The 24,002-nt window shown below is 69.6% G+C and carries 17 protein-coding genes and 1 pseudogene; 4 read left to right on the forward strand and 14 right to left on the reverse strand.

Annotated features, from left to right (window positions below; all coding sequences use genetic code 11):
- Positions 1-181: 181 nt before the first annotated feature.
- The 6 genes from PKO50_RS13035 to PKO50_RS13060 form a co-directional block, all read right to left on the reverse strand.
- Entirely contained in the window at positions 182-1,084 is a 903-nt protein-coding gene (locus PKO50_RS13035; RefSeq protein ID WP_275629940.1) for a hydroxymethylglutaryl-CoA lyase, read from the reverse strand.
- A gap of 141 nt (positions 1,085-1,225) precedes the next feature.
- The gene (locus PKO50_RS13040) at positions 1,226-3,181 is read right to left on the reverse strand and encodes an acetyl/propionyl/methylcrotonyl-CoA carboxylase subunit alpha (protein ID WP_275629941.1); all 1,956 of its coding nucleotides are present in this window, start codon (positions 3,179-3,181) and stop codon (positions 1,226-1,228) included.
- Between the two features lie 54 nt (positions 3,182-3,235).
- Positions 3,236-4,033, reverse strand: coding sequence for a gamma-carboxygeranoyl-CoA hydratase (locus PKO50_RS13045; RefSeq protein WP_275629942.1), 798 nt, complete (start codon positions 4,031-4,033; stop codon positions 3,236-3,238).
- Positions 4,034-4,121: 88 nt separating this feature from the next.
- A complete protein-coding gene (locus PKO50_RS13050; RefSeq protein WP_275629943.1) occupies positions 4,122-5,729 on the reverse strand; it encodes a carboxyl transferase domain-containing protein in 1,608 nt (535 codons plus the stop codon).
- A gap of 83 nt (positions 5,730-5,812) precedes the next feature.
- Positions 5,813-6,976, reverse strand: a complete 1,164-nt coding sequence (locus tag PKO50_RS13055; RefSeq protein ID WP_109934452.1) for an isovaleryl-CoA dehydrogenase — start codon at positions 6,974-6,976, stop codon at positions 5,813-5,815.
- 41 nt (positions 6,977-7,017) lie between these two features.
- Complete coding sequence (locus PKO50_RS13060) at positions 7,018-7,416, reverse strand: MerR family DNA-binding transcriptional regulator (protein ID WP_275629944.1); 399 nt, start codon at positions 7,414-7,416, stop codon at positions 7,018-7,020.
- 217 nt (positions 7,417-7,633) lie between these two features.
- On the opposite strand from PKO50_RS13060, the gene PKO50_RS13065 reads away from it, so the two are divergent.
- From PKO50_RS13065 to PKO50_RS13080, 4 genes and pseudogenes are all read left to right on the forward strand, one after another.
- Positions 7,634-9,535: a sigma-54-dependent Fis family transcriptional regulator gene (locus tag PKO50_RS13065; RefSeq protein ID WP_275629945.1), complete on the forward strand. Its 1,902-nt coding sequence runs from the start codon at positions 7,634-7,636 to the stop codon at positions 9,533-9,535.
- Positions 9,535-11,268 (forward strand): ABC transporter ATP-binding protein, encoded by a 1,734-nt coding sequence (locus tag PKO50_RS13070; RefSeq protein WP_089391405.1) that lies wholly within the window; start codon positions 9,535-9,537, stop codon positions 11,266-11,268. The genes PKO50_RS13065 and PKO50_RS13070 overlap by 1 nt, the downstream gene beginning before the upstream one ends.
- Positions 11,261-11,928: pseudogene (locus tag PKO50_RS13075) on the forward strand (S8 family serine peptidase). Before PKO50_RS13070 ends, PKO50_RS13075 begins: the two are co-directional and overlap by 8 nt.
- A 232-nt stretch (positions 11,929-12,160) precedes the next feature.
- Positions 12,161-13,468 carry a tryptophan 7-halogenase gene (locus PKO50_RS13080; protein ID WP_275629946.1) on the forward strand — a complete coding sequence of 436 codons (1,308 nt, stop codon included), beginning with the start codon at positions 12,161-12,163 and terminating at the stop codon, positions 13,466-13,468.
- Here PKO50_RS13080 and PKO50_RS13085 read toward each other — a convergent pair whose 3' ends face one another.
- From PKO50_RS13085 to PKO50_RS13120, 8 genes are all read right to left on the reverse strand, one after another.
- Positions 13,469-15,601, reverse strand: a complete 2,133-nt coding sequence (locus tag PKO50_RS13085; protein WP_275629947.1) for a methyl-accepting chemotaxis protein — start codon at positions 15,599-15,601, stop codon at positions 13,469-13,471. It lies immediately after the preceding gene.
- A 93-nt stretch (positions 15,602-15,694) separates the two neighbouring features.
- A complete protein-coding gene (locus PKO50_RS13090; RefSeq protein WP_109932472.1) occupies positions 15,695-17,020 on the reverse strand; it encodes a hypothetical protein in 1,326 nt (441 codons plus the stop codon).
- Positions 17,021-17,906: 886 nt separating this feature from the next.
- Positions 17,907-18,722 carry an ABC transporter permease gene (locus PKO50_RS13095; RefSeq protein WP_109933835.1) on the reverse strand — a complete coding sequence of 272 codons (816 nt, stop codon included), beginning with the start codon at positions 18,720-18,722 and terminating at the stop codon, positions 17,907-17,909.
- 4 nt (positions 18,723-18,726) lie between these two features.
- Complete coding sequence (locus PKO50_RS13100) at positions 18,727-19,560, reverse strand: ABC transporter permease (RefSeq protein WP_275629948.1); 834 nt, start codon at positions 19,558-19,560, stop codon at positions 18,727-18,729.
- Positions 19,561-19,569: 9 nt separating this feature from the next.
- The gene (locus PKO50_RS13105; RefSeq protein ID WP_275629949.1) at positions 19,570-20,685 is read right to left on the reverse strand and encodes an ABC transporter substrate-binding protein; all 1,116 of its coding nucleotides are present in this window, start codon (positions 20,683-20,685) and stop codon (positions 19,570-19,572) included.
- Positions 20,686-20,746: 61 nt separating this feature from the next.
- On the reverse strand, positions 20,747-21,832 hold the full coding sequence (locus PKO50_RS13110; RefSeq protein WP_275629950.1) for an ABC transporter ATP-binding protein: 1,086 nt from the start codon (positions 21,830-21,832) through the stop codon (positions 20,747-20,749).
- Positions 21,833-21,960: 128 nt separating this feature from the next.
- Entirely contained in the window at positions 21,961-22,893 is a 933-nt protein-coding gene (locus tag PKO50_RS13115) for a LysR substrate-binding domain-containing protein (protein ID WP_089391398.1), read from the reverse strand.
- A 4-nt stretch (positions 22,894-22,897) separates the two neighbouring features.
- A complete protein-coding gene (locus tag PKO50_RS13120) occupies positions 22,898-23,941 on the reverse strand; it encodes an AraC family transcriptional regulator (protein ID WP_275629951.1) in 1,044 nt (347 codons plus the stop codon).
- Positions 23,942-24,002 lie beyond the last annotated feature (61 nt).

Below are 24,002 nucleotides of genomic sequence, written 5' to 3' on the forward strand. Positions count from 1 at the left end.
TCTTCCCCTGGTAGGCAAGGTGCCAAGCGGGTTCGCGAGCAAGCTCGCTCCTACGAAGAACGGGTCGGGTTTCAGGCCGTAGGGGAGCCGCCGTAGGATGGGTTGAGCGAAGCGATACCCATCGCCACGACCGCATGGGTATCGCTCAACCCATCCTACGAAGAGCAATAGTGGCGCGGGGTCAGGCCTTGGCCAGGCGGGCGCGGGCCACGCGCGAACCGTTTTCCTTGCCGAGCACCGCGCAGATGCGCTGGCCGGCGGCGATCAGGGCGTCGAGGTCGATGCCGGTATGGATGCCCAGGCCGTTCAGCAGGTAGAGCACGTCCTCGGTGGCCACGTTGCCGGTGGCGCCCTTGGCGTAGGGGCAGCCGCCCAGGCCTGCGACCGAGCTGTCGAACACCGCGATGCCTTCCAGCAGGCTTGCGTAGATGTTCGCCAGGGCCTGGCCGTAGGTGTCGTGGAAGTGCCCGGCCAGGCGCTCGCGGGGCACGCGGGCGCCGACTACTTCGAACATGGCGCGGGTGGCGCCGGCGGTGCCGACGCCGATGGTGTCGCCCAGGGAGACCTCATAGCAGCCCATGGCGTCCAGCTCGGCGGCCACGGCGGCCACCTGCTGCATGTCCACCTCGCCCTGGTACGGGCAGCCGAGCACGCAGGAGACGTAGCCGCGCACGCGGATGCCGTGCTCGCGGGCGGCGTCCATCACCGGCACGAAGCGCTCCAGGCTCTCCTTGATCGAGCAGTTGATGTTCTTCTGCGAGAAGGCCTCGGAAGCGGCGGCGAACACCGCGACTTCCTTCACCCCGGCCTCCAGCGCGGCCTCGAAACCCTTGAGGTTGGGCGCCAGGGCGGCGTAGGTCACTCCGGGCTTCTGCTGGATGCCGGCGAACACCTCGGCGGAGCCGGCCATCTGCGGCACCCATTTGGGCGAGACGAAGCTGCCGACCTCGACGTAGGCCAGGCCGGCGGTGCTCAGGTCGTCCACCAGGCGCACCTTGTCGGCGACGCTGATCGGCTGTTTCTCGTTCTGCAGGCCGTCGCGCGGGCCGACTTCGACCAGGCGGACGTGTTGGGGCAGGGGCATGGGGTTGTCCTCTTGAGGTTCAGGCGAAGGGCAGTTGCTCTTGTAGGAGCGAGCTTGCTCGCGAACCCGCTTCGCACCGGACGTTCATGGTGCAATGCGTTCGCGAGCAAGCTCGCTCCTACGAAGAGCCGGGCGGGGGCTTTATGCCGGGGTTTCTTCCAACTCCACCAGCGCCGTACCCTCGGCCACCAGTTCGCCTTCGCTGCAATACAGCGATTTCACCACGCCGGCGTGCGGCGCGCGAATGCTGTGTTCCATCTTCATCGCTTCCAGCACCACCAGGGCGGCGCCGGCTTCCACCATTTGCCCGGGTTCGACCAGGATGCGCACGATGCTGCCGTTCATCGGCGCGCCCAGGCCGCCGTGGTGGGCGTGGGCCGCCTCGGCCTCGGCGATGGCGTCGTAGCGGCGCACCGGCACCAGTTCGCCCTGCCATTCCAGGTACAGGCTGTCGCCCTGGCGCAGGGCCAGGTGGCGGCGGCGAACGCCTTCGATGTCCACTTCCAGCCATTCGCCCTTCAGCGTTGCGCCGCGCACGCCATTGGCGTGGCGCAGGCGCACCACCTGGGCTTCGCCCTTGGCCAGCAGGTGCAGGTCGGTTTCCCCCGGCAGGCCGCTGCGCCAGCCGTCGCGGGCGCTCCACGGCGAGTGGGCGTCGTCGCCGCGCACGCGCTCGGCCTCGCTCTGCGCCCAGGCCTCGGCGGCCAGTTGCCAGAACTGCGGCGGCAGCTCGCTCGTGGCCGGCAGCAGTTGCTCCTGGTGGCGGCCGATGAAGCCGGTGTCCAGCTCGGCGGCGGCGAAGGCCGGGTGGGCCAGCACGCGGCGGAGGAACGCCAGGTTGGTCTTGAAGCCGCCCACGGCGGTTTCGGCGAGCATCGACAGCAGGCGCTGGCGGGCTTCCTCGCGGTTCTCGCCCCAGGCGATCAGCTTGGCCAGCATGGGGTCGTAGAACGGCGAGATGTCGTCGCCCTCGCGGATGCCGCTGTCCACCCGGCGGCCGGGGCCGGCCGGCGGTTCGCGGTACAGCGCCAGGTGGCCGCTGGCGGGCAGGAAACCACCCTCCGGGTCCTCGGCGTAGAGCCGCACTTCGATGGCGTGGCCGTTCAGCGGCACTTGCTCCTGGGTGATCGGCAGCGTTTCGCCACGGGCCACGCGGATCTGCCAGGCCACCAGGTCGAGGCCGGTGATGGCTTCGGTGACCGGGTGCTCCACCTGCAGGCGGGTGTTCATTTCCATGAAGAAGAACTGGCCGCTGCCTTCGTCGTAGAGGAACTCCACGGTGCCGGCGCCGACGTAGCCGATGGCCTGGGCGGCGCGCACGGCGGCCTCGCCCATGCCGCGGCGCAGCTCGGCGGAAAGGCCGGGGGCGGGGGCTTCCTCGACCACCTTCTGGTGGCGGCGCTGGATCGAGCAGTCGCGCTCGTTGAGGTACAGGCAGTTGCCGTGCTTGTCGGCGAACACCTGGATTTCCACGTGGCGCGGCTTGGTCAGGTATTTCTCCACCAGCATGCGCGCGTCGCCGAAGCCGGACTGCGCTTCGCGCTGGGCGGACTCCAGGGCCTCGGCCAGCTCGCTTTCGCGTTCCACCACCTTCATGCCCTTGCCGCCACCGCCGGCGGCGGCCTTGAGCAGCACCGGGTAGCCGATGCGCGCGGCCTCGCGCTGGAAGGTGGCGTAGTCCTGGGCCTCGCCGTGGTAGCCGGGCACCAGCGGCACGCCGGCGTCTTCCATCAGCGCCTTGGCCGCGGACTTGCTGCCCATGGCGTCGATGGCGCTGGCCGGCGGGCCGAGGAACACCAGCCCGGCCTCTTCGCAGGCGCGGGCGAAGCCGGCGTTCTCCGAGAGGAAGCCGTAGCCGGGGTGGATGGCCTGGGCCCCGGCGGCCTTGGCCGCGGCCAGCACGGCGTCGGCGCGCAGGTAGGATTCGGCCGGCTTGGCGCCGCCCAGGTCGATGGCGATGTCCGCCTCCTCGACGTGGCGGGCGTGGCGGTCGGTGGCGCTGTGCACGGCCACGGTGGTCAGGCCCAGGGCCTTGGCGGTGCGCATCACCCGGCAGGCGATCTCGCCGCGGTTGGCAATCAGTAGCGTTGTAATCATTGTTCTGCTCCGTTGGAGGGCCGCAAACCGCTCGGGGCTTGCGGCTTAAAGCTTCTAGCTGCTCTTCTGCCAGGCCGGCTTGCGCTTCTCGAGGAAGGCGTGCAGGCCTTCCTGGCCCTCGGGGCTGATGCGGATGCGGGCGATGGCGGCTTCGGTGTAGCGGCGCAGGGTGGGGCTCAGCTCGCCGCTGCCGATTTCCTGGAACAGCGCCTTGCAGGCCACCAGCGCGGCCGGGCTGTTGTTCAGCAGGTTGGCGATCCAGGCCTCGACCTTCTCGTCCAGTTCCTCGGCGCCGTAGCACTCGTCCAGCAGGCCCAGTTCGCGGGCGCGCTTGCCGTCGAAGCGCTCGGCGGTGAGCGCGTAGCGGGTGGCCGCGCGCTGGCCGATGGCCTTGGTGACGAAGGGCCCGATGGTCGCCGGGATCAGCCCGATGCGCACTTCGGACAGGCAGAACTGCGCCTGCTCGCTGCCCAGGGCCATGTCGCAGCAGGCCACCAGGCCCACGCCGCCGCCGAAGGCCGCGCCCTGGACCACGGCCAGGGTCGGTTTCTTCAGCAGGTGCAGGTTGTTCAGCAGCTCGGCCAGTTGCTGGGCGTCGGCCAGGTTGCCCTGGTAGTCGAGCTTCACCGCCTCCTGCATCCAGGCCAGGTCGGCGCCGCCGCAGAAGTGCTTGCCGCGCCCGCGCAGCACCAGCAGGCGCACGTCGGCATCGTCGGCCACTTGATCCAACGCCTGGATCAGCTCGGCGATGGTCTGGGCGTTGAAGGCGTTGTTCTTGTCCGGACGGTTCAGCCAGAGGCTGGCCACGCCACGGTCGTCGATGTCGAGCTGGATGTTTTCAAAAGTAGTCATAAGGGCCTCTTGGGCTGCAGGCCGCAGGCTACAGGCTGCAGGCAAGAGCGCTCTCGCCTGCGGCCTGCAGCCTGTAGCCTGCCGCCGCTTACATCCTGAATACGCCGAATCTGGTCGGCTCGATGGGCGCGTTGAGCGAGGCGGAGAGAGCCAGGGCGAGGACCTCGCGGGTCTGCGCCGGGTCGATCACGCCGTCGTCCCACAGCCGCGCGCTGGAGTAGTAGGGGTGGCCCTGGCGCTCGTACTGCTCGAGGATAGGCGCCTTGATCTTTGCCTCGTCCTCGGCACTCAGCGCGTTGCCGGCGCGTTCGGCCTGTTCGCGCTTGACCTGGGCCAGCACGCCGGCGGCCTGCTCGCCGCCCATCACGCCGATCCGCGCGTTGGGCCACATCCACAGGAAGCGCGGGTCGTAGGCGCGGCCGCACATGCCGTAGTTGCCGGCGCCGAAGCTGCCGCCGATGATCACGGTGAACTTCGGCACCTGGGCGCAGGCTACTGCCGTCACCAGCTTGGCGCCGTGCTTGGCGATGCCGCCGGCCTCGTACTTCTGGCCGACCATGAAGCCGGTGATGTTCTGCAGGAACAGCAGCGGGATGCCGCGCTGGCAGGCCAGTTCGATGAAGTGCGCGCCTTTCTGCGCGGCCTCGGCGAAGAGGATGCCGTTGTTGGCGAGGATGGCGATGGGGTAACCGTGCAGGTGGGCGAAGCCGCACACCAGGGTGGTGCCGAACAGCGCCTTGAACTCGTCGAACTCGCTGCCGTCCACCAGGCGGGCGATGATCTCGCGCACGTCGAACGGCTGCTTGCTGTCCACCGGGATCACCCCGTACAGCTCCTCGGCGGGGTACAGCGGCGCGCGCGGGGGCAGGGTGTTGAGCTTGCCCTGCTTGCTCCAGTTGAGGTTGGCGATGCAGCGGCGGGCGATGGCCAGGGCGTGCTCGTCGTCCTCGGCGTAGTGGTCGGCCACGCCGCTGGTCTTGCAGTGCACGTCGGCGCCGCCGAGGTCCTCGGCGCTGACCACTTCACCCGTGGCGGCCTTCACCAGCGGCGGGCCAGCGAGGAAGATGGTGGCCTGCTCGCGGACCATGATGGTCTCGTCGCTCATGGCCGGCACATAGGCGCCGCCGGCGGTGCACGAGCCCATCACCACGGCGATCTGCGGGATGCCCTGGGCGCTCATGTTGGCCTGGTTGAAGAAGATCCGCCCGAAGTGTTCGCGGTCCGGGAACACCTCGTCCTGGCGCGGCAGGTTGGCGCCGCCGGAGTCCACCAGGTAGATGCACGGCAGGCGGTTCTGCTGGGCGATGGCCTGGGCGCGCAGGTGCTTCTTCACGGTCAGCGGGTAGTAGCTGCCGCCTTTCACCGTGGCGTCGTTGCCGACGATCATGCATTCCACGCCTTCCACGCGGCCGATGCCGGCGACCACGCCGGCGGCGGCCACGTCTTCGCCGTAAACCCCGTGGGCGGCAAGGGCGGAAACCTCGAGGAACGGCGAGCCGGCATCGAGCAGGCGGTTGATGCGCTCGCGCACCAGCAGCTTGCCGCGCGCGCTGTGCTTGGCCTGCGCGGCGGCGCCGCCGCCTTCGTGGACGCGGCCGAGCAGGGCGCGCAGGTCCTGGACGCTCTCCAGCATGGTCGCGGCGTTGGCGGCGTATTCAGGAGAGCGCGTATTGATCTGGGTGCTAAGGATGGTCATCACGGACTCCGTCCGGGCTACAGGCTTCAGGCTGCAAGCGGCGGGCCGGCCTGAAGCCTGTAGCCTGCCGCCTGTAGCCGCTGTTATTTCGTTTCGTTGAACAGCTCGCGGCCGATCAGCATGCGGCGGATTTCGCTGGTGCCGGCGCCGATCTCGTAGAGCTTGGCGTCGCGCAGCAGGCGGCCGGTGGGGAACTCGTTGATGTAGCCGTTGCCGCCGAGGATCTGGATGGCGTCCAGGGCCATTTGCGTCGCGCGCTCGGCGGTGTAGAGGATCACCCCGGCGGCGTCCTTGCGGGTGGTCTCGCCGCGGTCGCAGGCCTGGGCCACCGCGTACAGGTAGGCGCGGCTGGCGTTGAGCTGGGTGTACATGTCGGCGACCTTGCCCTGGATCAGCTGGAACTCGCCGATGCTCTGGCCGAACTGCTTGCGGTCGTGGATGTAGGGCACGACCACGTCCATGCACGCCTGCATGATGCCGATCGGGCCGCCGGCGAGCACCACGCGCTCGTAGTCCAGGCCGCTCATCAGCACCTTCACGCCGCCGTTGACCGCGCCCAGGACGTTCTCTTCCGGCACTTCCACGTCGTCGAAGAACAGCTCGCAGGTGTTCGAGCCGCGCATGCCCAGCTTGTCGAACTTGTTGCCACGGCTGAAGCCCTTCCAGTCACGCTCGACGATGAACGCGGTGATGCCGTGGGCGCCCTTTTCCGGCTCGGTCTTGGCGTAGATCACGTAGGTGTTGGCGTCCGGGCCGTTGGTGATCCAGGTCTTGCTGCCGTTGAGCACGAAGCGGTCGCCGCGCTTCTCGGCGCGCAGCTTCATGGACACCACGTCGGAACCGGCGTTGGGCTCGCTCATGGCCAGCGCGCCTATGTGCTCGCCGCTGATCAGCTTGGGCAGGTACTTGGCCTTCTGCTCGGCGTTGCCGTTGCGCTTGATCTGGTTGACGCACAGGTTGGAATGCGCGCCGTAGGACAGGCCGACGGAAGCCGAACCGCGGCTGATCTCCTCGATGGCGATGACGTGGGCCAGGTAGCCCATGTTGGCGCCGCCGTATTCCTCGGCGACGGTGATGCCGAGCAGGCCCATGTCGCCGAACTTCTTCCACATGTCCACGGGGAACAGGTTGTCGGCGTCGATCTGCGCGGCGCGCGGGGCCAGTTCGCTGGCGACGAAGCCCTGCACCTGCTCGCGGAGCATGTCGATGGTTTCGCCGAGGCCGAAGTTGAGGGACGGGTAGCTCATGGTTGCACCTTTGTTGTACTTGGAATGCGGGGTAGGGCGCGTCAGGCGTTGGCGCGCTGTTTCTTCTCGGTCTCGGCCAGGGCCGCCAGGCAGCGTTCCTCGGCCGTGTCCAGTTCCAGCTTCATCTGCTCGATGTCGAGCAGCTGCTGCTCCAGCTGCGCGCGGCGCGCGGCGATCTTGCCCATGAAGGTCTCGAGCTGCTTGCGGTTGCCGCTGCTGGGGTCGTAGAGGTCGATCAGCTCCTTGCACTCGGCCAGCGAGAAGCCGATGCGCTTGCCGCGCAGGATCAGCTTCAGCGCCACCAGGTCCTTGGGGCTGTAGATGCGCTCCTGGCCGCGGCGCTCCGGGCTGAGCATGCCCTGCTCCTCGTAGAAGCGGATGGCGCGGGTGGTCACGTCCAGTTCGCGGGCCAGGTCGGAAATGCTGTAGGTGGTCGGCATCGGGCTTGCTCGTTTGTTTACCTTTACGTTAACGTAAACCTGCGTCGAGGGGCTGTCAATCACTTCGCCTCAAGCCGGCTGGCCCGCTAATTGCGTGCGTTGCCGGGCAACCGAGCGTCCTCTTTACTCAAGGGGAGGACGGGTGTAGACAGTCCCTGACCAGCCTGAGCGTCCCGCGCGGCCATGCACTGCGCGGACAAGCGGAGCCGAGATCGACATGACAAGAACAATAGGCAGCGACCTGCTGCGCGAGGCCCACCGGGCCCGTGAACGCCTGCAGCGCGAGGGCGAGCTACCCGCCGGCGTGCTGCGCGAGGAAATCGACGCCTCCTGGCGGCGCAGCCTGGGCCACGGCCTGGATTGCGGCGGCGCCAACGACCAGGAGCTGGACAACCGCGCCGGCATCGAGCTGCTGCTGGAGAACAACCGCCTGCTGCTCGACGCCGCCACCCCCGAGCTGGATTTCCTGCGCCAGCGCCAGGGCCACGACGCCCTGGTGATCCTGGCCAACGCCGACGCCACCATCGTCTCGGTGGCCGGCGCCCACGAGCGCCTGCGCCGCATCGGCCTGGAAGACATCACCCTGGGCGCCTGCTGGAGCGAGGCCGCGCGCGGCACCAACGCCCTGGGCACCGCCCTGGTGGAAGGGCGCGCCACCCAGATCGACTGCGGCGAGCACTACCTGGAACGCCTCAGCCGCTTCTCCTGCACCTCGGTGCCCATCAGCTGCCCGCAGGGCACGCTGCTCGGGGTGCTCGACCTGACCCGCGAAGGCCCCCTGGCCGGCCCGGTGGAAAGCCTCAGCCTGCTCAACCGCGCCGCGGTGCAGATCGAGGAACGGCTGTTCGCCGCCAGCTTCCCGGGGCAGGTGGTGCTGTCCTTCCACAGCCGCCGCCAGTACCTGGATTCGCCCTGGCAGGGCCTGCTGGCGCTGAGCCTGGAGGGCCGCATCCTGGCCCTCAGCACACCGGCCTGCCAACTGCTCGGCGCCGCCCGCGAGGTACTGATAGGGCGCCGCTGCGAGGACCTGCTGGGTGCCCGCGGCGAACAGCTGCTGGCGCGCCTGCAGCCCGGCGCCCTGGGCAGCCTGCAGACGGCCAAGGGCGAGTTCTTCTACAAGGTGCTGCAGGCGCCGCTGCGCAGCACCGCGGTGTCGGTGCCGGCGCGCCAGCCGCAGCGCCCGGCCCCGGCCGCGCCGGACCTGGAGGCCCTGGCTGGCGGCAACCCGCGCTACGCCCGCGCCCTGCGCATGGCCCGCCAGGGCCTGCTGAACGAGTTGCCGGTGCTGCTGCTGGGCGAGACCGGCAGCGGCAAGGAGGTGGTGGCGCGCGCCCTGCACCAGGGCAGTGCGCGGGCCGGCAAGCCGTTCATCGCGGTGAACTGCGCGGCCATCCCCGAAGGCCTGATCGAATCCGAACTGTTCGGCTACCGCGAGGGCGCCTTCACCGGCTCGCGCCGCGGCGGCATGGTCGGCCGGCTGCAGCAGGCCCACGGCGGCACCCTGTTCCTCGACGAGATCGGCGACATGCCCCTGGCCCTGCAGGCGCGGCTGCTGCGCGTGCTGCAGGAGCGCAAGGTGGCGCCGCTGGGCGCGGGCGAGGAGCAGGACATCGACGTGGCGCTGATCTGCGCCACCCACCGCGACCTCAAGCGCCAGGTGGAAGAGAAGCAGTTCCGCGAGGACCTCTACTACCGCGTCAACGGCATCAGCGTGCGCCTGCCGGCATTGCGCGAGCGCGACGACCTCGGCGAGCTGGCCCAGGGCCTGCTGGCCAAGCTGGGCGCTCCCGGGGTGCGCCTGGACGACGAACTCTTCGCGCTGCTGGCCGACTACCACTGGCCGGGCAACATCCGCCAGCTGGAGATGGTCCTGCGCACCGCCCTGGCCATGCGTGAGGAAGGCGAGGCCACGCTGGGCCTGGAACACCTGCCCGACAGCACCCTGGAAGAGCTCGCCGCCGGCGAGCGGCAGCCCTGCGGGCGCATCCGCGAGACCGAGATGGAGCTGATCCGCCAGGCCCTGGACCGCCACCAGGGCAACGTCTCGGCGGCGGCCGACGCGCTGGGTATCAGCCGCGCCACCCTGTACCGCAAGCTCAAGCAACTGAAGGGCGGCTGATGTTCTTCACCCGCCTGATCGACAGCGACGACCCCAAGGCCCTCAAGGACGCGCTGCACTGGCTGTACGGCTTCGTCCGCCCGCAGCGCCTGGCCATCCTCGGCCTGCTCGGCCTGGCCCTGTGCGCCTCGCTGCTGGCGCTGGCGCAACCCTGGCTGACCAAGCTGCTGATCGACGACGGCCTGCTGGCCCGCGACTTCCCCATGCTGGCGCTGCTGGCCGGGGCGATGATCGTGATCGGGCTGGTGGGCACGGTCCTCTCGGGGCTCAACCGCTACCTGCACACGCGCCTGTCCGGGCGCATCCTGTTCGCCCTGCGCGACGCGCTGTACCGCCACCTGCAGAGCCTCTCGCCGACCTTCTTCGCGCGCCGCCGCATCGGCGACCTGATGTCGCGGCTGGACGGCGACGTCGCCGAGATCCAGCGCTTCGCCGTGGACTCGCTGTTCTCCGCGGTGTCCGCGGTGATCGGCCTGGTCGGCTCGCTGGCGCTGCTGCTGACGCTGAGCTGGAAGCTGTCGCTGCTGGTGGCCGTGCTGATCCCGCTGGACGTGCTCTGGCTGCGCTGGATGCGCAAGAAGGTGGAGCGCGAGGCGCGCCAGCTGCGCGAGCGCTCGGCGGACCTGTCGTCGTTCTTCGTCGAGACCCTGCCGGCGATGAAGTTCATCCAGTCCGCCGGCCAGCAGGGCCGCGAGGCGCGGCGCCTGGAGGGCCTCGGGCAGGGCTACCTGGGCCAGCTGCTGCGCCTGCAGGTCACCGAGTTCTTCACCCAGGCGCTGCCGGGGACGCTGATGTCGCTGTCGCGCGCCTGCGCCTTCCTGGTTGGCGGCTACTGGGTGGTGCAGGGCACCTGGCAGCTGGGCTCGCTGATCGCCTTCTCCACCTACCTGGGCATGGCCATCGGCCCGGTGCAGAGCCTGCTCGGCCTGTACGTGGCGCTGCAGCGCATGACCGTCAGCCTGGGCCGGGTGATGGAGCTGCGCGGCGAGGCGCCGGGCGTGGCGTCGCCGGCGCAGCCCAGGCCGATGCCGAGCGTCGGCGAGCTGCGCCTGGAGGGCGTGAGCTTCAACCACGCCGGCCGCAGCCAGCCGCTGCTGGAGGGCGTGGACGCCTGCATCCCGGCCGGACGCAAGGTGGCCCTGAGCGGGCCGTCGGGCGTCGGCAAGTCGACCCTGACCGACCTGCTGCAACGCTTCTACGACCCGGACCAGGGGCGCATCCTGCTCGACGGCGTGGACCTGCGCGAGCTGGACCTGTTCGAGCTGCGCCGGCGCATCGCCGTGGTCAGCCAGGAGCTGGTGCTGTTCCGCGGCAGCCTGGCCGACAACCTGTCGTACAGCGCGCCCCACGTCAGCCGCGAAGAGATCGAAAGGGTGGCGACCCTGGCCCAGCTGGACGGCCTGGTCGCCAGCCTGCCCGAGGGCCTCGACAGCCCCCTGGGCGAGCGCGGCCAGCAGCTTTCCGGCGGGCAGAAGCAGCGCATCGCCATCGCCCGCGCCTTGCTGCAGGACCCGCTGGTGCTGATCCTCGACGAAGCCACCTCGCAGGTGGACGAAAGCACCGAGCGCGAAGTGATAGCCGCCATCGACCGGCTGTTCGCCGGGCGCACCCGCATCCTCGTCAGCCACCGTCCCTCGACCCTGGCCGAGGCCGACCTGCGCCTGGAGCTGCAGGACGGCCGGCTGAGCGTGCGCGAGGTGCCGCTGGTGGCCGTGGGAGGGCAGGGTGGCTGAGGTCCGGGTGGGCGTGGTCGATAGCGGCCACACCGAGGTACAGGCCGGTGTCGTGCTGGCCGGCCAGCGTTTCAGCCTGGCCGATGATGGACTGGACCGACTGCCATTGGCGACGGATGCCCTGGGCCATGGCTCGGCCGTGATCCAGGCGATTCTTTTCCGCGCGCCGCAAGCGCGCTTCAGCGTGGCCCAGGTGTTCGACGGGCGCGGCGTGACCAGCCCGTTGCAGATCGCCGCCGCGCTGCAGTGGCTGGGCGGGCAGGGCGTGCGCGTGGTCAACCTGAGCCTGGGGGTGCGCCAGGACCGGCCTCTGCTGCGTGAGGCGGTGGCCGAGCTGGTGGCGGCCGGGGTGCTGGTCTGCGCATCCAGCCCGGCGCGGGGCGAGCCGGTGTTTCCGGCGGCCTATCCGGGGTGGTGCGGGTGACCGGGGATGCGCGGTGTGGCGAGGGGGAGTGGTCCTGGCTGGGCAGTGCGCAGGCGGATTTCGGGGCGGCCGTGCGGGTGGCCGGGCAGGCGGGAGCGAGTCTGGGGTGTGCGGCTTTTTGTGGGCACCTGGTGGCGTTGCTGGGGGAGCGGCCGGCGTTATCGAATGAAGAATTGTTGGCGTTGATGCGTGAGGGGGCCGTGTACAAGGGGATCGAGCGGAAGGTGGGGTTATGAGTGGGGTTGGGGTTTCTTTCCCTCTCCCCAGCCCTCTCCCTGAAGGGAGAGGGGGCCGTTCGGCGTGGCTGGGAGTCCGGAGTCATCCTGTTGCTCCAGAGTTGCCGGCAGAATGCCAATCCTTGCCGCCGCTCCTTACAGTCCCCTCTCCCTTCAGGGAGAGGGTTAGGGAGAGGGGGCGGGCTTATCATCGGCACCACAGGCCCAGGCCCGCGATAGGGTTCAAATCCCCATGCCCCCAATCCTGATCCTCGGCGCCGGCCCCGCCGGAACCGCCACCGCCATCGGCCTGCGCCGCCTCGGCTACCCCGTCACCGTCATCAGCGAATGGCGCCGCTTCGCCGCCGTCGAAGGCGTCTCCCAACGCGTGCTCGACGGCCTGCGCCACGCCGGCCTCAACCACGCCCTGGCCTGCGCCGCGCCGCCCTCGCAACGGCGGGTGAACTGGAACGGCGCCGAGAGCGCCCAGAACGTCGAATTCATCCTCGACCGCCCGCTGTTCGACCAGGGCTTGCGCCAGGACCTGCGCGACGCCGGCGTCGAGGTGCTGGAAGACCGTGTGCTCAGCGTGGAGTCCGACGCCACGGGCCACCACGTGCGCCTGGAAAGCGGCCGGCAGCTGCAGGCCGGCTTCCTCGTCGAAGCCCGCGGCCGCCAGGCGCCGCTGAACCAGAAGGCCGGCAAGGCCCGCCGCGGCCCGGAAACCCTCAGCCTGCTCAGCCGCTGGCAGGGCGCGCCGGGGCCGGTGGCCAGCGCGGTGCAGAGCCTGGCCGATGGCTGGGCGTGGATGGCGCGGCTGGCCGATGGGCGCTGCTACTGGCAGCTGACCCTGGACGTGGCCAGCAGCGCGCTGCCACCCAAGGAGCAGCTACTCGACTACTGCCGCGAACGCCGCCAGCGCGCCGAACTCAGCCAGGCATTCTTCGGCGGCCACCCCGAGCAGGACCTGGAGCTGCATGCCCGCAGCAGCACGCCGATCCTCTGCCTGGAGGCCTGCGGCGAGGACTGGATCCGCGTGGGCGATGCGGCCATGGCGGTGGACCCGCTGTCCGGCAACGGCATCTTCCAGTCGCTGTCCTCGGCGCTGCAGGCCCCTGCGGTCATCAACACGCTGTTGCGCGCGCCGGCGCGCGGCGACCTGGCCAGGCGCTTCCACCAGCGCCGGGTGGAGCAGTTGTTCCTGCGCTTTGCCCGCGTCGGCCGCGACTTCTACGCCGAAGAAAAACAATGGCCCGACCAGCCCTTCTGGCAGGCCCGCCGCGCCTGGCCGGACGCGCAGCCCAGCCATGCCCCGGCGGACTTCGACGCCCTGCGCATCGAGCGCGCCCCGGTGCTGCGCGACGGCCTGGTGGACGAGGCCGAGGTGGTGGTCAGCCCCGACCAGCCCCTGGGCATCTGGCACCTGCAGGGCCTGGAGCTGGCGCCCTGGCTGCGGCGCCTGCGCAGCGAGCCGCAGGACCGGGTGCTGGCCGCGCTGCCGGCGGAGCAGCGGCGCATCTTCCAGGGCTGGCTGCTGAGCCAGGGCTACCGCCCGCGCTGATCAGGCCTTGAACTGCTGCACCAGGCGGTGCTGCTGCTCGGCGCTGTGGTTCAGCTGCTGGCTCAGGTGCGCCGAGCGCTCGGCCTGGTCCGACAGGGCCTGGGTGACGTCGCGGATGGTGCCGATGTTGCGGCCGATCTCCTCGGCCACGCTGCTCTGTTCCTCGGCGGCGCTGGCGATCTGCAGGTTCATGTCGCTGATCAGGTTCACCGCGCCGGTGATGCGCTGCAGCGCGTCTATGGCCTGGCGCGCCTGCTCGACGTTGTCCTGGGCCTGGCGGTAGCTGGCGTGCATGGCGTCGGCCACCGACAGGCTGCGCGCCTGCAGGTTCTCGATCACCTGGCGGATTTCCTCCACCGAGTCCTGGGTGCGCCGCGCCAGGCCGCGCACCTCGTCGGCGACCACGGCGAAGCCGCGCCCGGATTCGCCGGCGCGCGCCGCCTCGATGGCGGCGTTGAGGGCCAGCAGGTTGGTCTGCGCGGCGATGCTCTGGATCACCTCCAGGATCGCGCCTATCTGCTCGTTGCTGCGCGCCAGGTTCTGCAGCTCGCCCATGGCCTGGTTCATATCGCCGGCCAGGGCGTCGATGCCGGCGCTGGTGGCCGCGATGGTGGCGTAGCCGTCCTGGCTGGCGCGCTCGGCCTCGCCGGCGGCCTGGGCGGCGCTGGCCGCGCTCTGGGCCGAGGCGTTGGCGGTGGCGGACATCTCCTGCAGGGCGGTGGCGACCATGTCGATCTCGCGGAACTGCTGCTGGATGCCGTCGCTGGTCCGGCGGGCGATGGCGGCGGACTGGTCGGCGCCGGCGCGGGCCTCGCCGCTGGCCGCCTGCACCGCGGCGATGCTCGGCTGGAGCTTGTCGAGGAAGCGGTTGAAGGCTAGGGCCAGGCGGCCCAGCTCGTCGTGGCGCGGGTGGTTCAGGCGGCGGGTGAGGTCGCCTTCGCCATCGGCGATGTCTTCCAGCATGCGCGCCAGGCCGAGGATCGGCCGGCTGATGCCGCGCGCGGTGAGGGTGATGACGCCCATGCCCAGCAGCGCCACCAGCACGCCCAGGCCGACCTCCAGCCAGGTGCTGCGGGCGCGCAGGGCGTCCAGGGTATTCTTCAGCGACTGCGCCGGGGCCAGCAGCACCTGGCGCGGCACGCTGAGCAGGATGCCCCAGGGCTTGGCCCCGGGCAGCGGCGCCAGGCTGCTGAGCACGGAAACGTCGGCGCCCTGGTCGTAGGTCAGCGAGCGGCCCTGGGCCATGTCGCCCAGCACCTGGGACAGCGCCGCGTCCTTGAACGGCTGGCCGAGGCCGGCGGCGTTGGCGCTGTCGCTGGCCAGCAGGCCGTTGGGGCTGAGGATGCGGATGCGGCCCTGGCCGTCGAACAACTGGCGGCTGCCGGCCACGCTGCTCTGCTGCAGCGCGGCGAGGTCGATGTCGAAGCCCACGGCGGCGACGAACTTGCCGTTCTCCAGCAGCGGCAGGGTGATGCTGGTGACCAGCCGGCGCTGCCCGGAGGCATCGTCGAAATAGGGGTCGAGCACGCAGGGCGCCAGGCTCTCCCGCGGGCAGGTGAAGAAGGCGTTGTACGGCTGGCCGCTGGGGCCGGGGGTGGTGTCGGCCAGCACCTGCTCGGTGCCGACCACGCTCTGCTGCTGGCCGCCGCTGCGCAGCAGGTAGAGGGTGAAGCGGCCGTTCTCGTTGCTGCCCAGCTCGTCGCGGCCCTTGAAGCTGGCGTCGGCGCCGTCCAGGGTGTCGACGCCGAACACCACGAAGAGCCCGAGCAGCTCCGGGTGCGCGCCCAGGGTGCCGCCCATTTCCGCCACCAGCTTGCGCCGCAGTGCCTCGGCGCCGAGGTTGCCCTGGCGGTTCTGCTCGCGCAGCGCCAGCAGGGTGCGCGACAGGCCTTCGCCGAGCAGCAGCTTGTCCTGCAGCTGGCGTTGCAGCTGCAGGGCCTGCACCTGGCCCTGGGTCTGCAGGCTGGCGCGGGCGGCGTCGGCGAACAGCTTGCCGCTGTCGTCCTTGATCACCTGGCTGTCCTGGCGCGCCTGGTACAGCGACAGGCCGATCAGGGTGGCGGCGACGCCCAGCAGGCACAGGCCGGCCAGGCAGGTGATGCGGCCCTGGAGGGTGGACAGGATGCTACGCATGCAAAGGCCTCCATGAAAACCGCGAAACCCGCCGCCGCGCCACGGCCGGGATGGGGGCCGGCGGTGGCGCGGGGCGGGCTTGCGGTGCGTGGCTTAGAAGGTGGTGGTGAAAATCAGCTGGCTGTACAGGTTGCTGTCGTTGCTGCCGATCTGCACGCCGCCGTCCTCGGTGCTCTTCTTCGGCTTGTACAGGCCGATCAGCGGGGTGATGGTCAGGTTCGGGGTGACCATCCAGTCGGCGTACAGGTCCAGCTCGCGGCCGCTGAAGTTGCCCAGGTCGTTGTCCAGGGTATGGAAGTCGAACCATTGCAGGCCGACGTCGAAGCTCTCCGACGGGGTGATCTTGGCGCCGATGTTGTGGACCCGGGTGTTGCTGTTGAAGGGGCCGGAGTAGTTGCCCGCCACCTCGCCCTGGAACCAGGTGCCGAAGCCGCGGCTGAAGCCGTAGAACAGCGGGTCGAAGCCTTCCGAGAAGCGGCTGAAGCGGTAGCTGAGGTAGGGCTTCCAGGGCACGTCGGCGAAGGTCCAGCCGGCTTCCAGGTACCAGGCGTTCTCGTCGTCGGCGTGGCGCTTGTCCTGCCAGGCGTACTCGCCGGAGAGGAACAGGTTCTCGACGCCGGCGTTGCCCTGGCCGCGCACGCTCCAGGTCTTCATGTCCTTGCGGTCGAGCTGGGCGGGGGAGGCGTACTGCTCGTCGATGTCGGTGATGTCGATGTAGGTCAGGCCCAGGGTGCCGGCCTCGTCGACGTGCTCCAGGGTGCCGACGTACAGCTCGGGCTTGGCCTGGGCCGGGTTGTCGGACTTCAGGCGCATGATGTCGCCGCGCCAGCCTTCCTTGCCGCCGATGCGCAGCACCGCGGTCTCGTCGAAGCTGCGGCGGCCGGCCAGGTAGTAGGCGCCGCCGCGGTCGAACATGCCGTCGGCCAGGCCGTTGCCGAAGTTGAGGGCGTCGCCGTTGATCAGGAAGCCGTCGCCGACCACGATGTTCTGGCGGCCGAAGGACAGGTCGATGCCGTCCTCGCCCAGCACCGGGAACAGCTTGCCGGAGCGCCAGCCCAGGTAGGCGTCCTCGATCTTGGTGGTGCGCTCGGAGCCGTCGGTGAAGCCGGCGGCGTCGCCGTCGCCCCAGGTCGCCGAGCTGAGCAGGGCGAAGGCGCCATAGGCCGTGCCGGCCTCGCCCAGGCGCTGGTCGCCGCTCAGGCCGTACTTGATGAAGCCTTCCTGCCAGGAGGACGAGCCCTTGTCCTTGGTGCCGCTCTGCGCGTAGTTCTCCTGGCTGTGGAACAGCGCGTAGACCGCGGTGAGGTCGGCGTTGAGGTGGGTATCGTCGGTGGAATACAGCGAGTAGGCGCTGGCCTGGCCCGCGCCGGCGAGCAGCAGGGCGAGCAGCGTCGGGCGCAGGACGGTGGGTCTGGTCATGGCGTGCATCCGTATCGTTATTGTTGGCAGGGGACGAAACTGCCTGGGATGCTAAGGCCACGGGCGCTGCTGGCCTTGTGCCTGTCTGCCAAGTGCTTGGATGTGCTTGCCAGATGTCTGCGGGATCGCGGACGGAGTCCGCTCCTACGGTGGGACAGGTGCCTCACGGAAACCTGTAGGAGCAGGCCCTGCCTGCGATTCGCGCGCAGGGCGCGCTCCTACATGGGAATGGCGTGAGTGGCGCAGCGTAGGAGCGGATCTCATCCGCGAACCGCGCCGGAATTCCCGGCTATCGCGGACAAGGTCCGCTCCTACGTCCGTGCTCGACCGTAGGGCGAATAACCGTTCGCGGTTATCCGCCGTTGGCCGGAACGCCGGTGCCTGACGGCCGCGGCGGATAACGCCGTAGGCGTTATGCGCCCTACGGGTTGGAAAGAGGCGGCGCAGCCTGCAAGACAGTTGCTCCTACCATACGGGCGGGCTCGGCTTCTCGTAGGAGCGAGCTTGCTCGCGAAGGGGTTTCCGAATTGGGCATGGTGCGTGCTCTGAAGAGCGCCCTCTCCCTAATCCTCGGCTGCGCGCCCCGCCCTGAAGGGAGAGGGGACCGTTGGGCAGAGTTGGGTGTTCTGGAGTTAGCCGGTAGCACTGAAGGTTTCCGGCTGAAACCATTCTTTCGCTCGGCACGAACAAGCCCCCTCTCCCTTCAGGGAGAGGGCTGGGGAGAGGGGACGGTCTCCACCACAAACACAGCAGCTACCGGCAAGCCCCCTTCGCGAGCAAGCTCGCTCCTACGAAAAGCGGCCCCGTGGTGCCTGTAGGTGAACCAGGCCGGCGGCGCTGTCCGGGGCGCCGACAATCCCCCGGACAACGCCGCCGGCTTGGCTGCTCAGTGCCCGGCCGGTCTTGCGGCGGCGCGGCTGGCCAGCATGCGGCCGAGCAGGGCGATGAGGGTTAGGGCGATCAGCAGCACCGAGATGGCCGCCACCGCCGGGTCGATGTTGTCGCGCAGGCCGGACCAGATCTGCCGCGGCAGGGTGTTGACCTCGGTGCTGGTGACGAACAGGGTCACGGCGATCTCTTCCCAGCTCAGCGCGAAGCACAGCAGCGCGGTGCTGGCCACGCCCAGCTTGAGGTTCGGCAGCACCACCAGGAAGGTGGTCTGCGCCAGGCTGGCGCCGAGGTTGCGCGCGGCCAGTTCGATACGCCGGTCCAGTTGGCTCAGCGCCACCAGCATGGTCACCACGCCGTAGGGCACCACCATCACGATGTGGGCGATGGTCAGGCCGAACAGGGTGTCGTAGCCCAGGCCCGGGGCGAACTTGCTGACGGTGGTTTCCATGAAGTACAGGACCATCGCCGAGATCATCGGTGGGATCGCCATGGGCAGCAGCACCAGGCCGATCAGCAGGGTCGCCCAGCGCGAGCGCAGGTACCAGATGCCCAGGGCGAAGCTCACCGCCAGGGCGGTGGCGACCACGCAGGTGGCGCTGGCCACCACCAGGCTCTGGCCCACCGCCGAGAGCCACTCGGGGCTGTCCAGCAGCGCCTTGTAGTGGCGCAGCGACCAGTTGCCGTCGGGCATCGAGAGGAAGCGCTTGCCGGTGAAGGACACCGGGATCACCGCCAGCAGCGGGAACAGCATGAAGATCATCGCCATCGCGGCGAGCAGGCGGCTTGGCGCCTTGCTTTCGTGTGCGTTCATCTCGTCAGCCCACCAGTTTATCGACGCGGGTCATGCGCAACAGCGCCCAGATCAGCCCGGCCACCAGGGCCAGGAGGACCACCGAGAGCGCCGCGCCCAGGCCCCAGTTGCTGGTCTGGAACATCTGCAGGTAGACGTACTCGGCCACCATCACCGTCTGCCCGCCGCCGAGGATCGCCGGGGTGATGAAGAAGCCCAGGCAGAACACGAAGACGATGATGAAGGCGCCGAGGATGCCCGGCACCGTCTGCGGCACGAAGATGCTCCAGAAGGTGCGCAGCTGCCCGGCGCCCAGGCCGCGCGCGGCCAGCAGCACGCGCGGGTCGAGGCGACGCATGGTGGACACCAGCGGGAAGAGCGCGAAGGGCACCATGAAGTGGACCATGCCGATCACCACGCCCAGTTCGTTGCGCGTCAGCTGCAGCGGCTCGCTGGTGATCCCCAGCGCCTGCAGCCAGCCGTTGAGCAGGCCGTTGCTGCGCAGCGCGATCAGCCAGCCGAAGGCGCGCACCAGCACCGACAGCCAGAACGGGATGAACACGCAGATTTCCACCATGCGCTGCCAGAACGGCGAGCTGTACACCCAGCAGTAGGCCATCAGGTAGGCGATCAGCAGCGACACCACGCTCACCGTGGTGCACAGGCGGAAGGTGCGCCAGAGCACGTCGTGGATCGCCGGGTCGCTGGCGATGCGCTGGTACTGCTCGATGCCCGGGGTGGGCAGGCTGAAGCTCCAGCCCACCACCCCGGCGAAGGGCAGCACGTAGAACAGCAGCAGCACCAGCGGCAGCGGCGCCAGCAGGAAGGCCAGCTTCAGCCGCGAGGGGTTCTCGGCCATTGGCTTATCTCACTTGGACACGTGGGTCAGGTACTGCTCCAGGGCCACCGCATAGTGGTCGGTGTACCACTCGTGGCTGAGCATGATCTGCCGTGGCAGGTTGTCCGGATCGGTGCAGTTCAGGTGCCTGCGGTCGGCCGGGATGAGCGAGGCGGCGGCGGGGTTGGCCGGGCCGTTGCCGAACAGCTTGAACAGCTCCACCTGCGATTGCGGGTCCTGGGCGTAGGCGATGAAGCGCATGGCCGCGTCCTTGCCCGCCGGGTTGCCCTTGAGCACGCCCCAGTTGCTGCAACCGAGCAGGGCGTTGTCGAAGGTCCACTTGATGCGCCCTTCGCTGTCCTCGGTGATCACCTGGGCGCGGGTGTTCCAGATGGCGCCCATGCTCACTTCGCCCTCGATCAGCAGCTGCTGGGTCTCGGCGCCCGAGCCCCAGAAGGCCAGGATGTGCGGCTTGAGTTCGTCGATCTTCTTCAGCGCCCGCGGCACGTCCAGCGGGTAGAGCTGGTTCGCCGGCACGCCGTCGGCCAGCAGCGCGGCTTCCAGCATGCCGTTCATCCACTTGTACAGGGTGCGCTTGCCGGGGAAGGCCTCGATGTCCCAGAAGTCCTTCCAGGTCTTCGGCGCCTTGTCGCCGAAGCGCTCGCTGTCGTAGGCGATCACGTAGCTGAGCATGTAGTCGGCGATGCCGTATTCGTAGGCGAAGCCGGGCAGCACCTTGTCCTTCGACACGATGCTGTAGTCGATGGGCTCGACCAGGTTCTCCCTGCCCAGGTTCTGCAGGATGGAGCTTTCCGCGTCGACCACGTCCCAGCTCACCCGGCCGCTGCTCATCTGGGTGCGGATGGCGCCTTCGGTGGGGCCGCTGCCGTCGATCTTCACCGGGATGCCGGTGGCCTTGGAGAAGCCCTCGGTCCAGGCCTTGCCGAATGCCTTGATGGCGTCGCCGCCCCAGTTCACCACCACCAGCGGCTTGTCGCCGGCGGCGAAGCCGACGCCGCTGCGCAGGGCCAGGGGCAGGGCGGCCAGCAGGCCCATGCCCTTGAGGAAGGTGCGGCGGTCGACCTGGCCGCGACGGGCCTTGTCCATGAGGACTTCGATGCAGTCTTGCTGGTGCGGGTTGAACATGTGTGCAGCTCCCAGGCAGGGGATGGCGAAAGGGGGAGGGCGCGCGCGGGCGCCCCGGCGATCAGGCGAGCAGCAGGCTCTTCTCGATGGGCCAGCTCAGCCACACGCGGGCGCCCTGGTCCAGGCGCGCGGCCTGGTGCTCGGCGTGCACCGCCAGGCTCATGGGCGGCGCGCCCTCGGCGGCGGTGGCCAGGCCCAGCTCGGTGCTGGCGCCCTGGTAGGTCTTGGTGGTCAGCACCGCCTGCACCACGTTGTGGCCTTCCACCAGTGGCGGCGCGCTGTGCAGCTGCATGTGCTCCGGGCGCACCGCCAGCAGCGGCGCGGCGGCGTCCAGGGCGGCCGAGGGTTCGGCGTGCAGCTCGGCGTCGCCGAAGCGCCCGCGGGCCAGGGCGCCGGCGCGGCCCACCTGGCTCAGCGGGAACAGGTTCATCTTGCCGAGGAATTCGGCGACGAAGCGGTTGGCGGGCTGGTTGTAGATGGTCTGCGGGCTGTCGATCTGCGCCACGCGGCCGCGGTTGAAGATGGCGATGCGGGTGGACAGGGCGAGGGCTTCGTTCTGGTCGTGGGTGACGAAGACGAAGGTGGTGCCTACCTGGCGGTGGATGCGCTGCAGCTCCGCCTGCAGCTGCTCGCGCAGGTTCTTGTCCAGCGCCGAGAGGGGCTCGTCGAGCAGCAGCAGGTCGGGCTCGAAGACCAGCGCGCGGGCGATGGCCACGCGCTGCTGCTGGCCGCCGGACAGCTCGCCGGGGCGCTTGCCGCGGTGCTCGCCCAGGCCCACCACTTCCAGCATCCGGCGCACCCGGCGGTTGCGTTCCTCGGCCTTCACGCCGCGGATCTTCAGCGGGAAGGCGACGTTGTCGTCGATGCTCATGTGCGGGAACAGCGCGTAGCCCTGGAACACCATGCCGAAGTTGCGCTTCTCGGCCGGACGCCGGGTGATGTCCTGGCCGTGGGCCTCCAGGCGCCCGCTGGATGGGTCCTGGAAGCCGGCGAGGATCATCAGGAAGGTGGTCTTGCCGGAGCCGGAGGGGCCGAGGAGGGTGAGGAACTCGCCCTGGCGAATGTCGATGGAGACATCGTTCAGTGCGTGGAAATCGCCATAGCGCTTGCCGATGTCGATGGCACGAAGTTGGGGCTGTCGCTCCACTGCATTTACCTCGTTTTTTCTTGTTCTTCTCGGGTTGCCGACCCTTCGGTCAGCAGCCCTTTTGCGCAGTATTGTCAAATCCCTCTTCGCTTCAATCGCGTTTTTTCGCCGTCATTGTTCAAATTCCTTCACCTGTTTCCTTCGCCAATCACGCCGCCGCGACTGCCCTTGCGGAATTGCTCGGACAGCCGCAGCTCGGCCTTCATCCAGGCCTTGAAGGCCTGCACGTCGGGGCGTTCGGTCTTGGCCGCGTCGGTGACGAAGTAGTAGCGGTTCGGCGGCTCGATGGAGACGTTGAACAGCCGCACCAGCTGCCCCTTGGCCATGGCGTCGCCGCTGACCAGGGCGTCGCCCATGGCCACGCCCTGGCCGGCGATGGCCGCCGACTGCACCAGGTGCGCGTCGGAGAAGACGATGCCGTTGCGCACGTTGAGGTCGCGCACCCCGGCGGCCGCGGCCCACAGCAGCCAGTCGGAGTGGTCGACCATGTGCAGCAGCGGCAGGTTGGCCAGGTCCTCGGGCGAGTCCAGGCCGCCGGCGGCGTTGAGCAGCGAGGGGCTGCACACCGGGAAGGTGTCGAGGGTGGCGATCAGCTCCACGTGCAGGTCCGGCCAGTCGCCCACGCCGTAGGCGATGAACAGGTCGACGTCGCGGTTGCTGACGTCGTCGGGGATGCGCGGCGCCACCAGGTTCAGCTCCACCTGCGGGTGGGCGCGCTGGAACTGGCCGATCTGGTGGCACAGCCAGTAGGTGGCGAAGCCCGGGGTGCAGCTCACGCACAGGCGCCCGGCGATCTCCTGGGCGTCGGTGAAGCGCCGCGCCTCGTTGAGGATGGCCAGGGCGCGCTGGGTCTCGCGGGCGAAGTATTCGCCGCGGTAGGTGAGCACGATGCCGCGCCCGGCCTTCTCGATCAGCGCGGTGCCCAGGCAGTCCTCCAGGCTGTGCAACTGGTGGCTCACGGCGCTGCGGGTGAGGCTCAGCTCGCTGGCCGCGGCGGACAGGCTGCCCAGGCGGGCGACGGCGTCGAGCACGCGCAGGGCGGTCATCGAGGGGAAACGCATGGAGTCACTCCTGGCGCGCTTGCGCGCGCCGCTGGCGGAAGCCTTCCGGGGTGGTCCCGGCATGGCGCAGGAAGGCACGGTGGAAGCTGGTGACGTGCTCGTAGCCGAGCAGGAAGGCGATCTCCTGCAGGCTCATGTGGCTGGCCAGCAGGTAGCGCTCGGCCAGGGCCATGCGCACCTCGTAGACCACGCCCTTGAAGGTCAGGCCGTGGGCGCGCAGGCGCCGCTGCAGGGTGTGCGGCGGCAGGCGGAAGTGTGCGGCGGCCTGCTCCAGGTCCGGCAGCGGCACGCGGGCGTTCTGCAGCAGGTAGAAGCGCAGGTCGTCGGGCAGCGCCTCGCCGCTCTCGAAACTGGCCAGGGTGGCCGCGCCCTGGGCCTGGCACAGGCGCAGCACCGAGGGGTTGGAGGTGGAGAAGGGGCGGTCGTGGAAGGCCCTGGGGATGCGCAGTTCGGCGCGGCTGGTGGCGAATTCCACGCGGCCGGGGAAGATTTCGTCATAGAGCGCGGCATGGGCCGGCGCGGCGAACGGCAGGCGCACCTGCATGCCGTCGCACTCGGCCAGCTCCGGCAGGCGCTGGCACAGCCAGCGCCAGGTGCTGCTGAACCATTCCTCCAGCAGCGCCTGGCTTTCCATCGGGCTGTAGGGCGGCGCCTGCAGGGCCAGCACCAGGTGCTCGCCGTGTTCCTCGCGGGCCACGTGGATGGGGTGGGGCAGCAGGCTGGAGGGCTGGCCCAGGGAGATGTCCCAGGAGCGTCGCAGGTTGGCCGCGCTGATCAGCGCGTAGCCGATCACCCCGAGGTCGAACAGGTTGTAGCGCTGGCCCAGGCGCAGGAAGAAGTCGCTGGCGCCGAGCAGCCCGGCGGCCTGGCGCAGCAGGCGGTAGTAGCGGGCGAAGGTCATGCCGGCGGCGGCCTCGGCGGCCGGCACGCCCAGGCCGGCGAGCAGCGGCGCCAGGGGCGGCAGGTGCGGGCGGGCCTGCCATTCCTCGAGGAAGCGCTGGTATAGCTGGCGCGCGGCGTAGTCGATCTCGGACTGCTGGTCGGGCATGGATGTTGTTGTTATCTGAGGCTAGCGAGTTGTCATCTTATGCTAGTCCGCGGCCGCTGGC

Source organism: Pseudomonas sp. 273 (genome assembly GCF_029201425.1).
Taxonomy (GTDB): Bacteria; Pseudomonadota; Gammaproteobacteria; order Pseudomonadales; family Pseudomonadaceae; genus Pseudomonas; species Pseudomonas delhiensis.